At 56.2% G+C, this 18089-nt stretch carries 17 protein-coding genes, 1 tRNA gene and 3 pseudogenes; 10 read left to right on the top strand and 11 right to left on the bottom strand.

Annotated elements, in window-relative coordinates; genetic code table 11:
* A pseudogene (locus GJ634_RS15950) lies at positions 1–261 on the bottom strand (hypothetical protein); the annotation flags it as partial.
* 90 nt (positions 262–351) lie between these two features.
* On the opposite strand from GJ634_RS15950, the gene GJ634_RS05475 reads away from it, so the two are divergent.
* From GJ634_RS05475 to GJ634_RS05460, 6 genes and pseudogenes are all read left to right on the top strand, one after another.
* A complete protein-coding gene (locus GJ634_RS05475) occupies positions 352–1098 on the top strand; it encodes a proteasome assembly chaperone family protein (protein ID WP_157500970.1) in 747 nt (248 codons plus the stop codon).
* 78 nt (positions 1099–1176) lie between these two features.
* Positions 1177–1671: pseudogene (locus GJ634_RS16910) on the top strand (response regulator); the annotation flags it as partial.
* 311 nt (positions 1672–1982) lie between these two features.
* Positions 1983–2930: pseudogene (locus GJ634_RS16905) on the top strand (PAS domain S-box protein); the annotation flags it as partial.
* Positions 2931–3040: 110 nt separating this feature from the next.
* Positions 3041–3430, top strand: coding sequence for a sensor histidine kinase (locus GJ634_RS16900; RefSeq protein ID WP_394350874.1), 390 nt, complete (start codon positions 3041–3043; stop codon positions 3428–3430).
* A 154-nt stretch (positions 3431–3584) separates the two neighbouring features.
* Positions 3585–3884 carry a hypothetical protein gene (locus GJ634_RS05465; RefSeq protein ID WP_157500968.1) on the top strand — a complete coding sequence of 100 codons (300 nt, stop codon included), beginning with the start codon at positions 3585–3587 and terminating at the stop codon, positions 3882–3884.
* On the top strand, positions 3881–4558 hold the full coding sequence (locus tag GJ634_RS05460) for a hypothetical protein (protein ID WP_157500966.1): 678 nt from the start codon (positions 3881–3883) through the stop codon (positions 4556–4558). Before GJ634_RS05465 ends, GJ634_RS05460 begins: the two co-directional genes overlap by 4 nt.
* Positions 4559–4676: 118 nt before the next feature.
* On the opposite strand, the gene GJ634_RS05455 is transcribed toward GJ634_RS05460, so the two are convergent.
* A tRNA-OTHER gene (locus tag GJ634_RS05455) sits at positions 4677–4739 on the bottom strand.
* A 282-nt stretch (positions 4740–5021) separates the two neighbouring features.
* Between GJ634_RS05455 and GJ634_RS05450 the strand changes: the two genes are divergently transcribed.
* A complete protein-coding gene (locus GJ634_RS05450; protein ID WP_157500964.1) occupies positions 5022–5285 on the top strand; it encodes a hypothetical protein in 264 nt (87 codons plus the stop codon).
* A 260-nt stretch (positions 5286–5545) separates the two neighbouring features.
* Here GJ634_RS05450 and GJ634_RS05445 read toward each other — a convergent pair whose 3' ends face one another.
* The 3 genes from GJ634_RS05445 to GJ634_RS05435 all read right to left on the bottom strand — a co-directional run bounded on the left by GJ634_RS05445 (position 5546) and on the right by GJ634_RS05435 (position 7693).
* Positions 5546–6241 (bottom strand): hypothetical protein, encoded by a 696-nt coding sequence (locus tag GJ634_RS05445; protein WP_157500963.1) that lies wholly within the window; start codon positions 6239–6241, stop codon positions 5546–5548.
* Between the two features lie 5 nt (positions 6242–6246).
* Positions 6247–7167, bottom strand: a complete 921-nt coding sequence (locus GJ634_RS05440) for a hypothetical protein (RefSeq protein ID WP_157500961.1) — start codon at positions 7165–7167, stop codon at positions 6247–6249.
* Positions 7168–7465: 298 nt separating this feature from the next.
* Complete coding sequence (locus tag GJ634_RS05435) at positions 7466–7693, bottom strand: hypothetical protein (RefSeq protein WP_157500959.1); 228 nt, start codon at positions 7691–7693, stop codon at positions 7466–7468.
* 247 nt (positions 7694–7940) lie between these two features.
* Between GJ634_RS05435 and GJ634_RS05430 the strand changes: the two genes are divergently transcribed.
* Both GJ634_RS05430 and GJ634_RS05425 read left to right on the top strand, forming a co-directional pair.
* Complete coding sequence (locus tag GJ634_RS05430; protein ID WP_331714004.1) at positions 7941–8396, top strand: SWIM zinc finger family protein; 456 nt, start codon at positions 7941–7943, stop codon at positions 8394–8396.
* A gap of 219 nt (positions 8397–8615) precedes the next feature.
* On the top strand, positions 8616–9467 hold the full coding sequence (locus GJ634_RS05425; protein ID WP_157500955.1) for a hypothetical protein: 852 nt from the start codon (positions 8616–8618) through the stop codon (positions 9465–9467).
* Between the two features lie 50 nt (positions 9468–9517).
* Here the strand turns inward: GJ634_RS05425 and GJ634_RS05420 are convergent, their stop codons facing one another.
* From GJ634_RS05420 to GJ634_RS05405, 4 genes are read right to left on the bottom strand one after another with little or no spacing between them, the layout of a single operon-like run.
* Positions 9518–9700, bottom strand: a complete 183-nt coding sequence (locus GJ634_RS05420; protein ID WP_157500953.1) for a hypothetical protein — start codon at positions 9698–9700, stop codon at positions 9518–9520.
* 31 nt (positions 9701–9731) lie between these two features.
* Entirely contained in the window at positions 9732–10907 is a 1176-nt protein-coding gene (locus GJ634_RS05415; protein WP_157500951.1) for a hypothetical protein, read from the bottom strand.
* Between the two features lie 26 nt (positions 10908–10933).
* The gene (locus GJ634_RS05410) at positions 10934–13639 is read right to left on the bottom strand and encodes an ATP-dependent DNA helicase (protein ID WP_157500949.1); all 2706 of its coding nucleotides are present in this window, start codon (positions 13637–13639) and stop codon (positions 10934–10936) included.
* Positions 13640–13652: 13 nt separating this feature from the next.
* On the bottom strand, positions 13653–14537 hold the full coding sequence (locus GJ634_RS05405; RefSeq protein ID WP_157500947.1) for a DNA methyltransferase: 885 nt from the start codon (positions 14535–14537) through the stop codon (positions 13653–13655).
* Positions 14538–14659: 122 nt separating this feature from the next.
* Between GJ634_RS05405 and GJ634_RS05400 the strand changes: the two genes are divergently transcribed.
* Positions 14660–15244 (top strand): TATA-box-binding protein, encoded by a 585-nt coding sequence (locus GJ634_RS05400; RefSeq protein WP_157500944.1) that lies wholly within the window; start codon positions 14660–14662, stop codon positions 15242–15244.
* Positions 15245–15947: 703 nt separating this feature from the next.
* On the opposite strand, the gene GJ634_RS05395 is transcribed toward GJ634_RS05400, so the two are convergent.
* On the bottom strand, positions 15948–16694 hold the full coding sequence (locus tag GJ634_RS05395) for a hypothetical protein (RefSeq protein WP_157500942.1): 747 nt from the start codon (positions 16692–16694) through the stop codon (positions 15948–15950).
* 200 nt (positions 16695–16894) lie between these two features.
* On the bottom strand, positions 16895–18055 hold the full coding sequence (locus GJ634_RS05390; RefSeq protein WP_157500940.1) for a site-specific integrase: 1161 nt from the start codon (positions 18053–18055) through the stop codon (positions 16895–16897).
* Positions 18056–18089: the final 34 nt, after the last annotated feature.

The following is an 18089-nucleotide window of genomic DNA, read 5'->3' as shown; positions in this document are numbered from 1 at the left end:
GACACTTCCTCCTGGCCGTGAATCCAGCCGTGGACGTAGGGCCACGTGTTCCCCGGTTTGCCGGTGGCGACGCCCAGCACGTCGCTGTTCCAGTCGCGGCCGTAGACGTCGAACGCCCTCGGCTTCGAGGGCGTCGACCACGCGGTCCCGGGTCGCCTTGATCGAGTTGACCCGGACCGTCGTGGGGAGGTGGCGTTCGCAGGCCTCGAGGAACGCGTCGAAGTCCTCGATTATCGGCTCGTATCGCGAGAGCGCGTCCATTACACTCGCGTAGACCGGACGGGCGCTTGTGGGTTACGCTCGCCGCCGGCCGCCCCCGTCTTTAAGCCGCCTCCGGGCGTCGGTTCGCGCATGGCGAGCATTCGCGTCAAAACGGAGTTCGACCTCGACTCGCCGACGCTCGTCGAAGGGCTGCCGGGCGTCGGCCTCGTCGGCAAGATCGCGACCGACCACCTCGTCGACACCTTCGACATGACGTACGTCGCGAGCGTCGACTGCCAGAACATCCCCCGCGTCTCCGTCTACGAGGCCGACAGGCGCGAGGTCTTCCCGCCCGTGCGGCTGTACGCCGACGAGTCCCGGGACCTGCTCGCGCTCCAGTCGGACGTGCCGCTGGCCCGGGACGGCGGCGGCGAGTTCGCCGACTGCATCACGGAGTGGCTCGAGGACACCAACGCCACGCCGCTGTACCTCAGCGGCCTCCCGGTGCAGGACCTCGACCACTCGACGCTCCCCGACGTGTTCGGCATCGGCAGCGGGGACGGCGCCGAGCGCCTCGACGCCCACGACATCGACACGCCGCCGGAGCGCGGCCTCGTCAGCGGGCCGACGGGCGCGCTCATCAACCGCGCCGCCGAGCACGGCCTCGACGCCGTCGGCCTCGTCGTCGAGTCCGACGCCCAGTTCCCCGACCCAGCGGCGGCCAAGCGCCTCCTCGACGCCGCCATCGAACCGCTCGCCGGCGTCGACGTGCCGACCGAGGACCTCGTCGAGGAAGCCGAACAGATCCGCGAGCAGAAGAAGCGCCTCGCCGAGCGCATGCAGGAGGCCGAGGAGGACGAGTCCACGCAGGCCCGGCCGATGCGGATGTTCCAGTAGCCCCGCGTTCCGGTCGCGCGAACGACACGTCCCGGTAGCCTCAAGGGCGCTGGAGCCCTCTGTGCGGAGAACTACCCGATGGACGACGCCCCCCAACTCGCGGTGTTGGTCGTGGACGACGACGCCGCCCGCGCCGACGCCGTCGCCGCCCACCTCGAACGCGCCGACCCGGACGTCGCGGCGCGGACGTCGACGACTGTCGCCGACGCACTCGACGCCGTCACCGACGGCGCCGTCGACTGCGTCGTCAGCCGGTGGGAGATGGCGGCCGTCGACGGCGTCACGTTCCTCGAAGCGCTCCGCGCGAGCCACCCCGACCTCCCGTTCGTCCTCCTCGCGGCCGACGGCACCGAGGACGTCGCCAGCGACGCCGTCGCCGCGGGCGCGACCGACTACGTCGCCGTGGACGCGCCCGCCGACCCCGGCCCGGAACTCGCTCGCCGCGTCCGCTCTGCCGTCGAGCGCACGCGCGCCACTCGCGCCGACGCCGAGGACGCGGCCCGCGTCCGGGTCGCCCTCGACGCCGCCCCGGACGCGGTGCTCGTCGCCGTGGACGGCGAGTTCGCGTACGCCAACGGCGCCGCCGCCGACTGCTTCGGCGTCGACGTGCCGAGCGACCTCGTCGGCCAGCCGGTCTCGGCCCTCGCGCCGGCCGCGCTGCCGCCGCCTTCGAGGCCGACGCCGGCTTCGACACCAGTTGGGCGACGCTGCGCTCGCTCGACGGCGAGTCGTTCGCCGCCACCGTCGCGAGCCGCGCGATTCCGTGGGGCGACCAGCGCGGCGTCGTCGCCGTCGTCCACGACGCCGCCGCGGACGACGTCCGCGACCGCACACACGCCCGCGACCCAACGCAAGCCCGCTACAGCGCGGCGTTCGAGGAAGCCATGGACGCGATGGTCGTCGCCGACGACGACGGCCGCTACGTCGACGCCAACGAGAGCGCCTGCGAGCTGTTCGGCGTCACCCGCGAGGCGCTCCTCGGCAGCCACGTCGCCGACTTCGCGCCCGACGACTACGACTTCGACGCCGCGTGGGCGGAGTTCGAGGCCGACGCCACCGACGTCGGCTCGTTCCCGCTCGTCCGCCCGGACGGCGAGCGGCGCCTCGTCGAGTACGCCGCCACCGCCGACATCGTCCCCGGCGAACACCTCTCCGTGCTCCGGGACGTCACCGAGCGCACCCGCCTCGAGGAAGCGCTCCAGACCGAGCAGAACGCCCTCCGGGAGATGTACCGCATCACGGCGGACCGCGACGCCGACTTCGAGGCCAAGCTCCGGGACCTCCTCGACCTCGGCCGCGACCTCCTCGACGTCCCGTACGGCTTCGTCACCGAGATCGACGACGACACCCAGCTCGTCGTCCAGTCCCGCGGCGACCACCCGATGCTCCAGCCCGGCGAGTCCTGCCCGCTGTCGGAGGCGTACTGCCGCCGGACCATCACCAGCGACGAGCTCGCCACCGTCCAGAACGCCGCCGCGGAGGGGTGGAGCGACGACCCCGCGTTCGAGCGCTTCGGCCTCGGCTGCTACGCCGGCGCCGAGATCGTCGTCGACGGGGAGACCTACGGCACGTTCTGCTTCGCGGACACCGACCCCCGCGAGGAGCCGTTCTCGGAGACCGAGCGCACGTTCGTCGAGCTGCTGTCGCGGTGGGCGAGCTACGAGATCGAGCAGCGCCGCGCCACCGAGCGCCTCCGCCGGCAGAACGAGCGCCTCGAGGAGTTCGCGTCGATGGTCAGCCACGACCTCCGCAGCCCGCTGAACGTCGCCCGCGGGTTCCTCGACCTCGCGCGAGAAGACGGCGACCCCGAGCACTTCGACCGCGCGAGCGACGCCCTCGACCGCATGGAGCGCATCATCAGCGACGTCCTCTACCTCGCCCGGGAGGGCGAGGAGATCGGCGAGACCGAACCGGTCGACCTCGCCGAGGCCGCCGCCGCGTCGTGGGACGTCGTCGACGCCGAGGCGGCCGACCTGACGCTCGCCGACGCCTCGGCAGCGTCGTCGCGGACCGCGACCGCCTCAGCCAACTGCTGGAGAACCTCTTCCGGAACTCGCTGGACCACGCCGGCGCGGGAGTCGCCGTCCGCGTCGTCCCGACCGAGGACGGGTTCGCGGTCAAGGACGACGGCCCCGGCCTCCCCGGGGACGGCCACGAGGACCTCTTCGAGCGCGGCTACACCACCGAAGACGACGGGACGGGCTTCGGGCTCTACATCGTCCGCAAAATCGCGAACGCCCACGGCTGGACGGTCGAGGCGGCCACCAGCGACGACGGCGGCGCGCGCTTCGAGTTCTCCGGGGTCGAACGCGGCGCCCGAGCGCCACAGTAGGGCACCCGCAGTTCAGCGAGCCGCGAGCGTGGGTCGGCGGTTCGTCTCCCCGGACTTACAGAAACGCGTTTCAGAACACCGTTAAGCGGGTGGCGGTCGCAGTCGGACCCATGAACACCAACGAAGCGCCCGACTCACCCGACGGGCGTCGGCCATGAAACCCCGCGAGTCGGAGTCGCCGCTCGACGCGCCCGCCGCGGGGACTCAGGCCACCGAGGCGTTCGAACTGCTGAGCGACGAGACGCGGCTCGCCATCCTCGTGGCGCTCTGGGAGCACGCCGACCCGTTCGGCGACGACGACGCCGTCCGCTTCCTGACCTGCAGTCGCGGGTCGGCACCGCCGACAGCGGCCAGTTCAACTACCACCTCGACCGCCTCGACGGCCACTTCGTCGAGTCGGTCGACGACGGCTACCGCCTCACCAACGCCGGCCGGAAGCTCGTCCGGTCGGTGATTGCGGGCACCGGCATCGAGGCCCCCGAACTCGAACCCACGCGAGTCGACATCTCGTGTACGCTCTGCGGCGCCGCAGTCGAAGTACAGTACGAGCGCGGGCAGGTCTACGTCTCCTGCACCGAGTGCGAGGGCCTCTGGAACGGCGACGGCGACGACGACCACTCCGGCCACCTCGCGAAGTTCTCGCTCGACCCCGCTGGACTGGAGGGGCGGTCGCCAGAGGAGATTTACGCGGCGGCGTGGGTCAACACCTTCCAGACGATCTTCAGCATGATAGAGGGCGTCTGCCCCACCTGCACCGGGCAGGTCGAACGCGAACTCGCCGTCTGTCGCGACCACGACGCCGACGGACGCTGTGAGGAGTGCGGGCACCGCTCGCGCGGCGTCGCGCGATTCCGGTGTACCGTCTGCAAGCGAACGACGCGAGCGACGCTCGGCGTCCTCGCGAAGTACCACCCGCGCGTCGTCGCGCTCTGTTACGACCACGGGCTCGCGCTCCAGTACGAGTTCAACGAGCTCTCGCACATCAAGGCGCGGTTCGACCGGACGAACACCGACGTGGAGTTCCGCTCGGTGGACCCGCCGCGCGCCAGACTGACGACGACCATCGACGGCGACGAAGCGTGGGTCGAACTCGACGAGACGCTCTCCGTCGTCGCCGTCTCGGACTGACGGCTGACGGGCTTCGGATCACTCTGCACTTCGCCTCGCTTCGCTCGACAGAAGTGCACCGACCGGGAGTCCCGTGAGCGCAGCGAACGAGACATCGGTCGGAAACGACCGGCGGGAGTGCACCGACCGGGATTTGAACCCGGGCCATGAGCTTGGAAGGCTCAGGTCGCGCCTTCGGCGCTCACAGTGCCACTACCGGCGAGTGGTGCCGGTTGTTCGCCTTTTCTGACTCTATCTGGTCTTTACACTAAACAGTTGTTTTAAAGTACCGATGTATCCCCGGGGCTGCATTATGCACGAATGCAGTCTTAACACTAAATCACAGCATAAAAGCGGCCTACGTAGGCGTAACCTCAGACTTCCTAACCGGACTACTCATTCAGTCGTCTGTCATAATGCTTGCATCAAAGCCTTCGAGATACTATCCAGGGTGTTATCCCGGTTCACCGCCTCCCATATTTGGATGGTAGAACCTCACACCAAGACGTGTGCACGCTGTGAAGATGAGTTTGATATTGAAGAGCACTATCGGGTAGTTCACGTTACTGACCACCCACACCCTGACGACGTTGAAGTTGGGAACAGCCGAGAGGAAGAATCTCACGTACTCTGTGGCCCCTGTGCATCCGAATTTCCTGTTTGGCTTAACCCTGATGTAGATTCATTTGAAGAACTCCATCCCGAGTCTGCTGAGGAGTTGTTCAGTGATTCCGGGAGCGAAGATTAGGATTTAACCGCGATTACTCCCCTCCGCACGCGCCAAAAGCAGGCGGGTCACGCCCCTCAAATGTTATGTGATGATTCCCCGGTGGTATGGTGGGGAACTCCATGAGAGGGATGAGGGGTGCTGTTACGACCGTCCATGCTCCCAGTCCTGGCATACTCTTAGACTGGTCTCTGATGGCAGCTCAGGCAAGTTGTAATCGCCGTTTCCGGAGGTGGTTGGTAGTGGGTGCGGAGAATTCTCGCGTCGGCAAGTACATGTCTTCACTTGGCAGGACGGTTCAGGTGTTTATACTCCTCAATTTGGTCAGAGTAGAAGTCAACGACGGCGTACTGAATGAAGAGACGATTGAATTTGTTCTTCCGCCACTTGAAGACCTGAATGCCAATAAGTGCGACAATACTTGTTAGGCCGAGAACTGACCACGATTGGACCGCAACTACCTCTCCTCCTTTCAGAACGGCGGCAATTACGACACTACAAATTACGAGATACCATACTGCCCACATACTGCGGTGGAATGAGTGGAGAGCCTGAAACCGCAGCGCCCGAGTTGCAGGGGTTGTCTCGATATAACTTAGTAACAGCCGGAACATCTCGCCATAGTTGTCGAAGTCGTCTGAAAGGCCAAACTTGTGCTTCAACATCGGCCATATCGCTTCTTCAACGTCTGTGATTGGTATTGGTACATCTTCCACCATCTCCCCCTTGGACGCACGGATTACCTTACCGAAGAGGGTGGGTTTTCCCTCCAATTTACTGGCCACAGCCTGAACGACGTGGCCGAGAACAAATGCCACAATTAGGAAAACACCGATAGTGACGGTTGCCTTGGGGAGGGTCAGATATGCTTCGACCTCGAAGATGACTGCCAGCATCAACAGGAACGTACTGCCCGGGATGAGATTCCCGAGTATGTCGTACAGTTCCAGCGCGCGGAACGTTCGTGCAACCCCCATCCTACTTAGTCTGCTTTCTGATAGCGAGTCGAGGAAGCCTTACTGGAAGCGTAGTTACCCCCATAGACGAGCGCTCTCCAGTCCGTTTCGTTGTTCGCTTGTAGTCTAATCCGCCCGTCTGCATTCGTTGAAACGACTTTGCGCTCCTTCCATTCCTCTGTATCCTCGTAATAGACGGAGGCTCCGTTGGCCTCTTGCCCGTATTTATCGCTGACAGTATGCTCTGCGGTCTTGTCCGAGAAAACTACCAAGTCCGGGTTGATATGGCTCACGAGGTCGCGGTCGAAACTACTGTCACGACCGTGGTGGGGGGCGACCAACACTTCGACGTCTTCGATAGCGCTCATCGCGTCGTTGTCATCCTTGATTTCGTCAATTCCGCCTTGGAGGAGGTCGCCCATCGCGACCATCCGAAACCCGTGGCAGTTGACGAGCGTTACTCGACTTAAGTTATTCAAATTCTGGTAGTTGTCACTCCCGATTTGTTCGTTTGCGCCGAAATGGTGGAATGTAACACCACGGTCAGGAATTCCCCCATCAGCACGATGGGCACTCGCCGTTTCGCCCTCATTCGACCAAGCGGGATTTGAGGGGAGGACGTCAGGGTCGCCGTCATACTCGTCTAATACGTTTAGGTAGTACTCCGCGTCCTCGATGTAGTCTTCCTTCTCTCGTTCTCGGGCTTCTTCGAGGTTTTCTTCCACCAACTCGGTCGCTTGCTTCGGACGTTGCAGGATGGACGGCTCCAACCCCAATTCTTTCATCATATCGAGGTCTTCGATGTGGTCTTGGTGGGGATGACTGATGATGAGGAAGTCGATGGAGTTCATCCCATAATACGAGGTATTGAGCCACTTGAGGGGTGAAAACTCCGGGTCTTCGTTGGCACCACAGTCCAAAACTACGTCCTTGTTCCCTGCTCGCATGTATGCGGCACTCCCGTGCGACACATCCCAAAAGCGCACGTCTAATCCGTAGTTGCTCATCCGGGTCATCCGTGATGAGTTACTACAGTTGCAGTGACAATAAGTATCCGCAAAGCGTAGTGAAAGTGAAAGTTGCAGGTCTGCTTATCGGTTGATTCACTGTGATACTACGTGGTAGAAACGCAGCTCTCAGTGAGAAATTTCGCAGACGAAGCCACTTATCTTACGCTCGCGTGCGCCGTCTAATGTTCTGGCCGTCTGTTCAAATGCATAGAGGGTGTTGTAGCCCGCTGGCACTCTATGCGTTCGAATCCTCGGGTTGTTCACTGGGCTGGCTACATACCACGTCTCGGAGTTCCTCAAGCAGCTGTGGGTGCTGTTCTTGTAGGACTTCGACGTCGGTCGTGAGTTCTTCGTCGATGCGTCGCCGGATTCGGGAAGCGGCCTGATATTTGCGGTCGTCGCCGTGTTCTCCGGCTATCTGTTCGCGTTCGGTGTCGGTCAGTAGTGCGCGGGTTTTCGCCATACGTGGTCTTTGTGCGCTCGCGTGTTAAGTCTGCATATCTCCTAAGGTTAGCAGATATGCTAACTACTAAGTGCGTGGGGCATATACTTGTGAGTAGGAAGCGCGGCACGCCATCGCAGAAATGGCCGTGTGTTGGCGCACACGACCGCGCTTCGCTGGACACGAAGCGATGAAATCTAACACCACTACGGAAGAAAAGCGTACCGCTGTCGAACAGTTGAACTTCGGTGCGAAAACCGCGAAGCGCGTGGGATGGGAGTCCTACGAGTTCACAGTCGTCAGCCCACACCAAGTCGAAGTGACGAACGCCTCGTGGGGACACGAGAAAGCCGACCATTCCTACATCGTTGGCATCGAGGAGGGAGCCGGTATCCCTGTACCGGCTGAGTGTGGCTGTAAGGCCGACCAGCACCGAGAGGACTACGACTGCAAGCACAAAGTTGCACTCGCGTCAGTCGGCGGCCCTGTCGTTCTACAAGCCGCTGTCGAGTACGCGACTCCCGCGGAGGACACCGGCGAAACCACTACGCAAACGCTGGAAGACAAACTCCGCGCTGACGGCGGCGCAATCACGGAGGAAACAGTGGAGGAATCTCCTGCCTTCTATGCGGAGAATCCGGGGAAGTGTGACTGCGACAGTCTCGGCGACAACTTCCCCTGCTGGCCGTGCGTGAGAGCCGAACGGAAGGAACTCCCTGAGTAGGTTTTCACGTCGTCTTCGTACTTCTTCGAAGGTAACAGGGGAAAAACATAATATTCCATAACCCGTTATTTCGCCTGTCTCCGTTTGAAAACCACCCGGAGACTGAGCATAATGCCTGATACGTACATCCCCATCCTCCGAAACGACATTAACGAGCGGAAAGCAGTTTAGCGACTTCGGCAAGACTCGTTCTCAGAGTATCCCGCTGAAGAGCTCAAGATGCTACCGCTGGTTGAGGTCACAGATGAAGACGACCTGAACGCCCTGCGAGCATACAGGGAGGTCGGGGAGGCGGTGATGATTGAACTGCCCCGATACCTCAGCGAGCAGGAAAACAAATACCAAGAGCCAGTTTCAGAACTCATCGAAAATTACGGAAGTATCGCTGAGTTCTATCAGCGTAAGGTCGATTCAAAGTACGTCCCTGTTGTCTCCGGGTCAAACAGTCCGGTTGACTACTCGGAACACCTCTCGATGTACCGAGACCTTCGAGAGGACTTTAACCGTCTCGCAGTTCGACTAATCCTTCGCCGTCCATCGGAGTTACTCACAGGCCTTCAGAGAGATACGCTTGAAGAGCTGGGAACCGAAGTACGGCATGAAGATATTCTCCTATTCGACATAGGAGACAACTCAATTACTGACCCACTCCTTGAGGACTTGGAATACCTCTCGGAGGTGTTCGAGACTCCCACAACGGCTGTGTTGAACGCTTTCGATGCGTACAACGAGCGACCCAACAACCAAAGCCCCCACCTCGCAGAGGATATAGGGGCTTCTGCGTTCGGTGACTTCGGTATCAACAAGCGTTTCAAACCGAATCCGGACGACGGATTTGTGCCTCCGAGCGTTAAGCATCGCCATTATGTCCCGAACCAATCCACCGTGGAAGTGTTCAAAGGGGACACCTTTGAGGAGGCGGCAGAATCGCTTTCGGATTGGTCGGAATGGGACGCTTCCCACTGCGAAGGGTGTCATCGAGCGGCCAGCACAAACAACTATGACGTGAATACGTGGGTGCAAATCAGGATGGAACACTACTTCCGTTCCATCCTGCGCGACGAAATATAGGCAACTAGACTCCTCAGACAAAGCGACGTATTCTAAAATCCTGAGAGAAGTTATTCGCCGTTCTTCGGGATGCTATCCATCGTATAGAGGTCTTTGGGAAGAACGTAGAGCGCCTTCTCACGGAAGGTGTAAGGTGGGTAGTAGTAGCTAGCCGCTCCAAGAGGTCCGCTTGGGTTATATGCCGCGTGTAAGATGCCTGCATCAATCTCTTCGTCATCGGTGACGAAGGACATTAATTCAGGCCGGGAAACCTCGTCTCCTTCGTCAATTAGGTTTTGGCGCTTCTTGTCGAGTCGCCGGAACTCCTTTTTTTACACTTTCAGTCGCACGAGCAGGTTCGTTCTTAGTGATATCCTCTTTCGGATTGAACCACGCTTTGTACTGCTGGAAATCCTCAAAGAACTCTTCCTGTGGGGTATATCCGACCCACATCACCGAGTATTCGGAGGGCATTTGGAGATTTACGAAGCTGTCGTGCTTCAGAACCCACTCTAAATCGTCGTTGTCGAGGTCGATATTCGGATTTGTGGGTTTGGGAATTTCGCCATCGTAGTTAGAGTGGGGAGTAACCGTGATTTCGTCAGGCTCATCGAGAACACCTGCATTCTTTACTCTCGCCATAGAGAACGACGAAAACTCAGTATCGGACGTGTAATTCCCGTGTTTGCGGAGGGTGAACGTCTCCTCGCGCCGCTCTCCATCCCATTCCCCGAATAGGGTTATCTCGATTTCTTTATCGTCATCTCCCCCAAGCGTGGTTTGTTTACTGTCCCACTGGAACTCTATATTGAAACCTTGCCCTTTCTCTTCCCGAGCACGGATAGCGTTCTCCGTGTGGAAGAAGTGTGTCCCTCTGTTCTTTCCTTCGTTATATGGGGCGGCAACCCAAAATCCATCCTCGCCTTCTTCCGGTTCAGTACGGCGAATGTCCTTCTCAGTTTCAGCAATTCCGAAGATGAATGCGTCCTTCTTTCTGGAGCCCTCCAGTTGGGTGAACGGAACAATCATCGGGAGGAAGGTCTTCCACTCTGGCCCCTCGTTTGCCCGATACTCTTCTATTAGCTCTGGCGAAATCGGTTCCCGACTACCGCCGTACTGTGAATCGGAGTCACCATACTCGGAATAGACGTGGGTCGTCTTCACGTCGTAGAGGCGGTCGTTAATCTCGAAGTCGAAGATGTCCGACTCTCTGTAATTCGACCAGTCCGTGCCGCACTCATATCCTCGGTCTTCCAGCGCCCGTTTCAATATACTCTGATTCAGGACGCCTTTTAGAATATTCATTATCCGGTCGTTGACGACCCGTTGGGACTTAATCCCGTATTGCATCCGGTCAAACGTCCACGGGAGACTGATAGTAGCGTATTGGATTGCCTTCTCTAAGTCCGATTCTCTCATTTCCGTGGTCAGGATTTGAGAGGCGTCCGAGAACTTCTCCATAGTTACTGTGAATTAGGAGATGGCACTTAAGTTTCATTCACTTCGCTATCCGGACAGACATCACTAATATCGCATATTGAACACGACCGTTCAGACGGCGTCGTATAAGGCCCTCTCTGCTTGAGATTCTGCATTCGTTCACTTGCTTCTCTCAATAGTTCTGTCGTCGAGTCCGTGGATACATCAACTGGAATCCCCTCCTCTGTTGGATTGTCTTTGCTGAGGTCTGCGATTAACCCCGTCTGTACATCAGTTCCCAAACGTCTCAGTGCTAATGCGTAGAGCTGAATTTGGTTCTGATAACGCTGACTGAATTCCTCATGGACTGAGGATTTCCAATCAACCACTCCTTTCTGTCCATTAGACTCCTGAATTGCGTCCACGATTCCAGATACGACTAGATTCTCAATCTGAATCGTAAACGGTGTCTCTGAGAAATTAACTCCCTCAATTCCGCCACTCTCGATTAGATTCTCGACGTTTGCGCGAATTGCATTTTGCATCCGCATCTCGTCCCCATAGTCCGCTAATGGCAGATACACCTCTTCTCGGGTAATCTCCTCAAGACCCGCCTCTTCATCATCAACAGCTCGCTCAATTGTCCGGTGGAGGACGTTACCAGCACCAAATTGCTTGCCCACGGGCGGATTTACTCCGACACTATGCCGCATATGGAAGTGGTACGGGCATTCCAAGAGAAGCAGGAACGAAGACACTCCCGTGTGGATGTATTCCGGGTCATCCTCCGGAGAGTCTATCTCTGAGAGATTCTGCGGAAGTTGGTTGCTTATCTCCGCGACACGGTCAATCGAGTCGAGAGTAGATTGGTACGCGAAAGGCCCTATCCGGTCGTCGTCACGGGCATAGAAGTATAACCTGTCTCTTGCTCGTGTCGCCGCGACGTACCAGAGTCGTTTTTCGTCTTCTGTTCTGGTACTATATCGTTCGGCAATATCGTCGGAGAAGCTTGTTGCGTGTGGTTGGTTCCTTACGGGAAAACGATTCTTGGTCAGATGTGGCACGAACACAACCGGCCACTCCAATCCTTTCGCGGCGTGTACCGTGGAGACTGTAACTGCGTCTCGATTCTGGAGGCCCAATCCAGTTTCTGCCCACCTTTCAAGCCTATTCTCCAAGTGCCACTTGAGGTTTCGAGTGAAGACCGTGAAGGGGCTCGACCGGACGTTTGCCCGACCTTGGAACCGTCGTCGATAAACTTCCTCTATCGACTTCATTATCTGCGTGACACTGGCGAATCCTTCTTGTAGAGCGGTATTCTCGGGCTCGATTTCGATTCCTACTTTATCACAGAAATCATAGAATTGTTGTCTGAAATTGTACTGTTCGTTATCGTACTCTGGCCCACCTTCTGTTAGTAGTTCAAACCAATCTGCAACTGCTACGTGGATATCCGTCGTTGTGACATCACCACAGTATGGCTGAATAGTGGAGCAGAGTTCTTGGATTCGCTCTTGTACTTCTCGTTGCTCCTGTTGGGTCTGGAAGTTTCTATCGTGGGTGTCCTCTACGGTTTCGACTAATTCTATGATTGAGAATACTACGTCCGATACAAACTCTGTACCAGAATTCCGATTGGGAGAGTGGAACGGAATTTCGCGCTCCTCAAGAACGTCCATCAGTTCCCCTCCGTAGCTACTGGTTACTGACCGCATCAGAACGGCCATATCTTCGTAGGGAACATCTTCAGAATTGTGCAGTCGGCGTATCTCCTCAGCCACCTGTTTTGCGTGGTCTTGTGAAGCCGTATCACCCAATACGGAAACTTGATTGTCGATTCTCGTTTCGTGTGCGCTCATATCTCCTAAATCCACAGAAGAAAATTCCATATCGCGGTAGATGCTGTTTGAGAAGTTCACGATGCCGGGCCTTGACCGTCTGTTCGTAGTTATTGTGTAGGCTTCAACGTCCTCGAAGTCTTCGTCGAACTCAAGAATTCGGTTGATATCGCCTCCTCGCCACTGATAAATCGCTTGTCTTGGGTCACCTACAGCGAAGACCGTCCCGTCACCTGTGGCGTCGGTGAGCGCTTGGAACAGTTCGACTTGTGCGGGATTTACGTCTTGATACTCGTCCACGAACAGATGGTATTGGGTGTCATCTTTCCGCTCTCTGATTGTACGTATAGCACGACGAATCAGAGACCCAAAATCGATTAGCCGCTGTTCTTCGATGAAATCAACATACCGACGCAGTGCGGGTTCTATCTCCTCAGGTATCTCCTGAGAATCTAAAGTTATATTCTCGTTATAATATATTCCCAAATCATTCTCAAAGAGTTCTATTTGTCGGTGGAAAGAATCGGTCTCATAGACGTCGTCCAGTTCTAACAATCCATATATACGCTGAATCAACTGACTCCGTTCCAGCTCATCGAGGATTTTTGTATTCGCCAGATTTGCGTTCTGGTCTAGATACTGATTGCACCACCCGTGAATCGTTCCAACGTACATCTCATTTAGAATCTCCTCATCTCGTTCCAGCTGTTGTGAGAGCCGAACAACGAGTTCTTCAGCGGCATTTTCGGTAAAAGTGAAGATTGTGACTTGCTGGTCATCTGCAAGAGGGTCGATTATGCCCTCCCGGATTCGTTCCGCTACCGTATTGACCAACGTGTAGGTCTTCCCGGAGCCGGCTCCTGCGATAATCAGTTGGTTGCGAACAGCGGGGTCATAGAGTTCGCGTCGTTCCTCGGAGAGCCGGTTCAATTCCATGTCCCGTTACTGCTTACTCGACTTTCTTAAATATCAGGCAATAGTGGTGGGCCACGTTCGAGACATACTCCGACGGGTATCCCCAAATCCCGAGGGGCTTGTCGTCCTGCAACCAAAGCTTCTCCTGCTTTAACACGTAAGTTTCGCCCAATCGAGAAGCTAAGTCCCACGCCAAAGGCTTCATTTCACCGTCTTCTGTCCTGATATTCTGTATGACTACGGTAAGATAGCCTTCGTTCTTCAGGACATCATATACGTCCAGAAAAATCTTTTCCAGCTCATCGAGGAATTCCTCATAATCGTCAATATTCCCCAAGTCTCTCTTGGAGTCGGAATACTTCGTATCAAGACCCTCGTTCTCCCTCTTCTTATGTTCTGACTCAACGCCACCGCGTGACTTTTTCAACATATTCCAGTATGGCGGCGAAGTGAGGCAGTAATCGAATTTCCGCTCTAAGTTAGATAGTGCATCTCGGCAGTCCTCATTCATCACTTCTAACTGGACGGGATTCAGGCTTTGTTGGCGTGCTCTGTCTTTAGCAACATCTGCATACTTTTCTGTCAGCTCAATACCGACTGCATTCCGTCCCATCGAACGACAGCCGACCAGAGTAGAACCCGTCCCCATAAACGGGTCTAAAACCCAATCGTCTTCTTGCGTGAAAAATCCGACAAAATCCTCAACTAACTCTTCCGGAAACTTTGCGGGGTGGTCTTTCTCACTCTGACCACGTGACCGAGGGCGATATATTTTCCAGCTCTTTGTGAACTTTATCCACTCCTTCCCGGTCAGGTCGTTCAGGTCATTCCCTTCGTGGTAGTTCCCAATATCGACGTCTTCTGTGTTGTTTGGGAGACCATCCGAGTCCAAGAAATCAGAGAGGTCTTCGTCAGTCATTCGTTTACTCTTGGTTGCTCCTACAGGGTTTTCGCTTTACCGCTTCCATTTGGGGTCGGTCTTTCAAGGTTATTTTATGCCAGGGGCCGCGTTACACACGTACTAACGAGGTTCCGACCCGCGTGGATGGTGAAAATATGACTCCGGAAACATCAGTCGAAGAATCCCCCCTCGAAGTCGTGAATATCGTTGGTTCTGGTGACTTAGGTCTCGAACTAGATTTAGCGCAGGTCACCAAAGACGTAGATGTTCACGAAGCAAAATACGAAGAAGGAACAGGGTCAGCATTTCTGAAAGTGGAGGAAGACTCTGGATTGGTGATTCTGTACCGAAGTGGGAAATACATCGTTCGGGGTGGGAAAGAATTTGAGAAGCTCTATAGAACGAATGAAGAGTTCCTCGAAGTCATTAGAGAATTAGGAATAATCGAAGATACTCTCGCCCCTTCATTTAGAATTAATAATCTCGTTTTTGTTGGTACTCTTGGCTATACTGTTGAGCTTGATGCGTTAGTCGTCCAGCTCGGTTTGGAAAATGCTGAATTCGAGCCTGAACAATTCCCCGGGCTCGTATATCGACCAGATGAATTTGATTGTGTTCTACTTGTTTTTGGAAGTGGGAAGGTCATCATCACGGGTAGTGACGATATTGATGAAGCAGTAGAGGCATACGAATCGTTGAAACAAGAAATAGATAAGATTATTTAACTTTATTTGATTCCCACACATTTCTCGGTCAAGTAATGTATTTTACTACATCAAGTATATGGATTAAAGATGATTCGCCTTCCGGTGGTTTATCGTAGCGAGTCTCTGACCCTCGCCCTCAGAGTGTCACTTTAGTGTGTCTAATCTCTGTGAATAACTGCTCGAAGTGAATTCGCCGCAATTGGGGCAAGGTTTCAGCCCTTCGTCGAACAGACCCATATCCTTTCTCTGCTGTGAGACTATTTATAATTCTCTCGTTCCCCGTTGCGTTCTACAAAACGCAACAACTCCCGCTGGTGTCCACGGGGAACACCAACGGGGTGGGCTTACGAGAATCGGCGCATCGAGAGGAGATACTTCCGGCGTCGTCGTCATTCGGGGAAAGATAGAGTAGCAGGCTCCCCCGAGGGTGTCATAGAACAGTTCCTTCTATAACACCCTGAATCCGTATGATAAAGCCTCCCCTAATAACACTCGGACGATTGCCTTGCGTGTTTCCCTGTTCTAACTCACTCCGTATTCCAATTCATAGAGCGTCTTTTGGTTGCTGTGTAGCTCCTTTGCTGGAGTGAACTACTGCAACGCAAGTACCACGTCCTAAAACACCTCTATGCATTTGAATGAGCAAATTCAAACTGTCGAGGGTTCTCTCCGTACCTCCACATTAGTAATAGTGTGATAGGGTTTATATAGGGGGTGTCGGTCAGGCTTCTCCAGCTGGCTGAGGAAGTGCGTAGTCAGGAGTAAACGATGGGTGTCGTTGAACGGTACTATTCCTGGCGATGAACTGCTGCGTCATGTCGTCACTCTTCGTCGGCGGCTGCCCCTGCGTGAGCTTTGCGTAGATGCTGTGTATCCGTGATTCCGTGATGGTGCCAAATGCGTTCATAAGTTGGTCTTTCACGCGGACGAACTCATGGTCGTTCTTCGGGTCGGACCGAGACGGATGGTAGACTTTTGGTTCGCCATACCGGTCTTCTGCATCTTCGTTAAGCACGACCGCACAAAGACAGAACACGACGGCCTCAGTTCGTTGGCCGAACCGACGACCATCAATCTTGAACAGTCGGTCAACAACTTCCTGCGTGTGGTAATCGGATAGACTGAGTTGCGAAGCGATTCCCAGCGCAGTCTTCAGCTTTAGTTGCCGGTCATAGTCCTGGGAAACGTCAACTTCCTCTCGGTACTTCCAGAAGTTATCCCGGTTATGTTGGTCGAGTTTCTCATAGTGCCGTTTCTTTTGATATGAGATGAACTTTGGATTGTAGAAGTCGGTCTTTTTGTCATATCCGATTGCGGTCTCGTTACTGACGTTGAGCGTTTGTTTTCGAGCGCGAGTTTCTTCAGCCCCCGTCGGCGGTCGCTTAGCTGGGGGGACCCACAGAGATGATGCAGATTGTTCGACGGAATCTGAGGCTGTACCTGCGGCTGGTGTCGTAGTAGCAGACATAAATAAAGGAGGCAGGCGGAGAACAGACCTGAATCTACAGGACGTTGCTACCGGAAAATCTGCCTCTACGTTATAGACGGCTGCCAGCCACTTAGTACTACTGTGGGAATGCTGTAGCACGGGGTGGTCCGCGTGATAGCTAATAATGAGGGCGATTAGTACCTCTTTCCGAGGCGGTCACTGGCTGAGGTTTTCGCCGCTTACCAGAGTCCGTTCTCGTTCCGATTCTTCCCGTCACTATTCCGCGTGTACTTCTCCGTCGTCTTAATCGACTTATGACGTAGCTGGGTCTTCGCGCGTGCGAGGTCTTCCTCACGAACCCATAAAGTCGCCGCGCCATGACGGAACGAATACCAAGACAACTGACGAGTATTCGAGTCAATCCCCGCCGACTCCATGAGTTTGTCCAGCATTTTGTTCAACGCGCGAGCTTTGTACTTGTTCCCCTGCCGCGTTAACCACAGCTCACCCCGGCCATCATACTTCGAGTTCTGCTCTCGCTCCTCCAACCAATTCCCCACCGCATTACTCGTCTTCGAAGACAGCCAGCACTCCCAATTCTCTCGATTCTTCGTAGACTCATCCGCAGGCACAACCATGAGATTATTCTCCAAGTCGAACCAATCCACTTGCGCGCGCCCGACCTCTATGGGTCGAAGCCCCGTGTCTGCCGTCACTGCGATGATGGACGGGACCTTCCACGACGAAGCATCCGTGAAATCACTCGGCCCGACGTCCTCCTTCGGCATCCCGAGCCGCTGCGCGACAAGTGCTTTCAGTTCACTGCGAGCGTCACTGCTCAGATTCTTATTATGGTAGGACGGTAGCGAATACTCTCCCAGAGCAGCCTCATAGACGGCGTTCATCTCCGCCGGACTGAACTTATCCTTAATGTGGTCGCTCGACCCCTTCGACTGCTGAATCGGAATATCATGCTCCCACTCGGGAACGTCTCGATTCAGTTCCTCGCGGAAATACTTGAATAGCCGGCGAACCGACTTCTCGAAACCATAGACGTAGCGGTCGGGGTGACTGGTCTTCCGCACCATGAAGTCCACCAGCTCGGTCGCGTCCTCGGGCGTGAACGTCGTCGTGTACTCTCCCGTCTGACTCCACTTCCAGCGGTAGGCTTCGTCCACTTTGTAGTGCGTATGCTCTACCGTAGAGTCAGAGTAGCCTTTCAGCCGGTAGGTGTCCTTTCCTTCGGTGAGCAGCCACTCCATGAAGGAGTGCTTGAAGTCGTGGTAGTCGGATTCGACCATGCCTCCGAACTGTTCGAGTGCTTCGCTGTTGTTGTCGGAGACTGGTGGGCGTGGGAGTTCCACGTCGCCGCTGTCTGGTGATTCGCTCTCGATTTTCATGTGTTATGATTGACTCGTTTAGCTAATCGCAAGA

Source organism: Halobacterium sp. CBA1126 (assembly GCF_009741975.1).
GTDB lineage: Archaea > Halobacteriota > Halobacteria > Halobacteriales > Halobacteriaceae > Halobacterium.
This window is presented reverse-complemented; position numbering and strand designations above follow the sequence as displayed.